Raw genomic sequence first — 4066 nt, 5'->3', positions numbered from 1 at the left:
AAGGTTTTTAGCAAGAGTAATAATATTGCCCGCCAATTTCACCCTCACCCTATCCCTCTCCCATCAAGGGAGAGGGAATTTTGCTTTATCTCCCAACTAACTGCTTAACTTAGTTTTGAGTAGTTACGGATTGAACATCTTACCATCCGTCATCCGAATTTTTACCTGAGTTACCCCGCTTCCTCCCTCGGCCGGGTCTGCCAGCCTGAAGGAATCTATTTGGAGATGATGGGCCAGGTAACGATGAATAGCCGATCTGAGTATCCCCGCTCCCTTGCCGTGGATGAGATAAACCTGAGAAAGATTAGCGGCGGCAGCCTCAGAGAGATAGCCCTCTATCTTGATTAAGGCTTCGTCCCGGCTTAGCCCAAGCAGGTAAAGTCGATCAGGGACTTCAGGGGGAGTAGATATAGCCTCGGCAGGGGGAACGGTGGGGACCATTTTTTTAGCCCCGGTCAATTTCAGATCAGAGGGAGGGACTCTTAGCTTAAGTCCGCCAGCCTGGATAGTAAAGAGACCGTCATCCGGCCCTTCCACAATTACTCCTCTCGCCTCCAGGCTCCCTACCAAAACCTCATCCCCCAGGGCAAAGTCCCCGCAGGAAAAGGCTGCCCCTTCCCCTTGTTTTTCTTCGGCTTTAAGTTCCCTGGACAACTCCGTCAATCGTTGTCTGGCTTCTAAATAGGCCTTTTCATCCCCTTTACTTTTTTTCAGTTGAGCCAGGATTTCTTTAGCTTCTTTTTCAGCCTGGTAGATGGTAAGCCTGGCTTCCCGCTGGGCTTCATTGATAATCTCGGCTCTTTTTTGTTTTATCTCAAGCTGCCTGGCCGCATATTCATCCTTCAGCCGGGCTGCTTCTTCTCTGAGCAGGGAAGCGACCCTCTTTTCTTCAGCCGCCGCTTGATAATCCCTAGATAATTTAGAAAGCAGGGAGCTCACCTTTGATTGACTTGTAGCTATCAAAGACCTGGCCATAGCAATAATTCTTTTGGGCAGTCCTAACCTGGCCGCGATGGCAAAGGCATTGCTTTCTCCTGAAAATCCAATGGCCAGTTTATAAGTAGGTTTCAGGGTAGCCTGATCAAACTGGCAGCAGGCGTTTTCCATACCGTCCTTAAGATAGGCAAACCGTTTAATCTCGTTAGAATGGGTGGTAACTACGGTTCGAGCGGATTTATCATGCAGATGCTGCAGGATAGCTTGAGCCAGACTGGCCCCTTCGCTGGGATCAGTGCCGGTTCCGATCTCATCGATAAGGACAAGGCAATCAGGCCCGGCCTGCCTGATAATTCTGATTATCTGTTTTATATGGGAAGAAAAGGTGGAAAGATTCTGTTCGATAGCCTGTTCATCGCCAATGTCAGCAAAGACATCTTTAAAGATAGCTATTCTGCTTCCCTCTTTAGACGGGATGTGGAGTCCAGCCTGAGCCATTAAGGTAAAGAGGCCGATTGTTTTCAGGGAGACTGTTTTTCCTCCGGTGTTGGGGCCGGTGATGACCAGGGTGGTAAAACCATCTCCCAGGGAGACATCTATCGGCACCGCCCGCTTATCTAAAAGGGGATGCCTGGCGCCGATAAGATTCAGGGAACCTTCCGAATTCAGTTCGGGTTCGGTGGCCTCCAGATCAAGACTCAATCGAGCCCGGGCTGTAATGAAGTCTATTATGCCCACGTTGACCAGGAGAGCCTTTATGTTTTCCGCCTCTTGACCCACCTGGTGGCTTAAAGCAGTCAGGATTTTGACCACCTCCCTTTTTTCCGCCGCCTTCTTTTCCACCAGTTCATTATTCAGGGGCACTACCGGGGCCGGTTCTCCGAAGAGGGTGGCGCCGCTGGAAGACCGGTCAAGGATCAATCCCTTAAACCTTGGTCCCCATTCGGCTTTAACAGGGACACAATAGCGGTCTTGCCTGAGGACCACCAGTCGGTCCTGGATCATAGGCTGGTATTCCGGGGAGAGAAGAAGACCTTTTATTCGGTTGGAGATAGCGGCGTGAAGTTGTCTGATCCTGGCCCGTAGGCCGGCCAGTTCCGGGCTGGCCTTGTCTCTAACTTCTTCCTTTTCATCGATACAGGCGTCAATGGCCTTTTCAATCTCCTCAAGCCAGGGAATTTGGGCCGCTATTGAGGTTAAGAGGGGAACACCTTCCTTATTAATCAGAAACCGGCTGAGCCGGGCGCCTGAGATGATTGTTTCCCTGATTTTGAGCAATTCGGCCGGCGACAGATACCCTCCCAGAGAGGCCCGTTTTATTTGGGGTCGAAGGTCATCTAAGGGGAAAAGGGGTATGGTTTCACCCCTTTGGAGGATACTTTTGGCTTCGGTGGTCTCCTGCAGTTTTCTTCTGATTAATTCCAGGTCAGTCTCAGGTTTAAGCCAGACAGTCAGGTTTTTACCCACCACCGAGACAGATCTTTCCCTGACCATTTCTCTGATCTTATCAAATTCCAGAATCTTTATGGCGTGGGCATCCATCTCATCCTTAAGATACTCCGCCTATTCTCTTTTGTCAAGAAGTATTTATGGGAAACTAAGGTCGGCCTTATTCATCGTTTGGGCCACTCATAAGTTTCGAGTTCGGGGCAGCCGTTGGCGGTATCAGCAATTTCTTGCTGCACTTAGATTAATCACCGGCAGGGAGAACTTTTCCTGAATAGATAAGGCTTCATGTTCGGTAGAAACTACTACGAGGAGGTCTTCTGGCGATAGGTGAGAGAGATCGATGTCTCCGGTTATTCTCCATTCTTTTTCAGACGACCAATCGGTTTTGGGTGGAGCATGGAGTTGAAATCTAACTCGTTCTATTTCCAGAAGTTGCTGGAATTTAGCTTCGGGGCCATAGATTACGGGAAGGGCGCCCATCTCATCCAGAGTTGCCTTGCGGATAGCCACGGCATAAGGCTCAAAGGTCCAGCGGATCAAGGCGGGATTCCATTTGCGGATATTAGCCAGATGGGTCGGTAAACAGGCGCTAAAGGAAACAACCGGCACGTTCCCACGAACTAAACGATGGCTGGCCCGAATAAGGCGCTCGCTTAGAATCCGGCATAAGGTGTCGAAGCCAGTGTGGGCTGCCCCCGTATCCCCGGCTACCAATGAGCCAATGTAGTCAGCCCAGCTCTGTCCTGGCCAGGGGCCGTAACAGGAGCGGGTGTAGTGAAAGAGATATTCGGAGAGTCTGAAGGGTGGCCCAATTAAAAGGGTATTAGCCGCCGCCGGACATCTCTGCGGCTTATTTAACTGACAGGGCGACTGCCTCATCACCAAATTACCAGGCTTTATCTCTTCTGCTCCCAGGGATAGCAGTGCCTGGTTGCCGCTGGTGAACTTATCAAAAACAGAGGGGCAGAAGACCTGGACGCGGCGACCTTTCTTCAGGGCAGTCCGGGCTAATTTCTCCATATTACCACCGGCACGGATTTCCCCTACCCACACCCGGCAGGCTAAGGAAACTACCCGGCGATCACGTTCCAATGTCCGCCCGGACCGGTTTGGTATCTTCCTTTCAGGTTGAAAGGGTGAAACAAAGGTAGTCTTTTCCGGATCGAACAAGCCGGCGAATTTTTCCTGAAATTCCGCCTGTTTATCCGGAGGCAACAGATCAGGCAGTAAGCTGTCCAGAACGATGATGGTAGGACTCCCCAGTCGAGTGGCCATAAAAGTAACCAGATCATAGGTAAGCATCCCCAGACTGGAAACAATGGTAAGGCCGCGACGCACTGCTTCTTCTGTCAGGGCGATGGTCGTGCTAATCCACCGATCGGATGGACTTACCCTTCGTGGCTTACGAGAATTCAGAATAGCAACGGTCGGAGAATTAAGTAACATACGCCAAGCCTGTTTGTTCACCGATTCTGAATATAGCAGGTAAAATTGGTTAAGTCAAGAAAAAAGGTAATCGTTCACCATAGAGACACTGAGACACGGAGAATGATTTTAGACTTGCATTCCGCACTTCCAGAAAAGGTTTTGTGCTATTGGGCCAACAAGGCTTTTTGAAAGATAGCTTTATCTAATAGAAGCTTTAATTAAGAAAAGAGATTGTCACCTCACCATAATGATT

Annotated in this window: 2 protein-coding genes; both read right to left on the bottom strand. The window is 49.9% G+C overall.

All coding sequences use genetic code 11. The annotated features are described in order from the left end of the window. Positions 1 to 123: 123 nt before the first annotated feature. Complete coding sequence (locus AB1797_13450; protein ID MEW5768592.1) at positions 124 to 2478, bottom strand: endonuclease MutS2; 2355 nt, start codon at positions 2476 to 2478, stop codon at positions 124 to 126. A 123-nt stretch (positions 2479 to 2601) separates the two neighbouring features. Beyond that, complete coding sequence (locus AB1797_13445) at positions 2602 to 3831, bottom strand: hypothetical protein (protein MEW5768591.1); 1230 nt, start codon at positions 3829 to 3831, stop codon at positions 2602 to 2604. Positions 3832 to 4066: the final 235 nt, after the last annotated feature.

The sequence above is a fragment of the bacterium genome, assembly GCA_040753085.1.
Taxonomy (GTDB): domain Bacteria; phylum UBA9089; class JASEGY01; order JASEGY01; family JASEGY01; genus JASEGY01.
The sequence above is the reverse complement of the archived record's forward strand: the minus strand, read 5'-3'. Positions and strand labels throughout refer to the sequence as shown.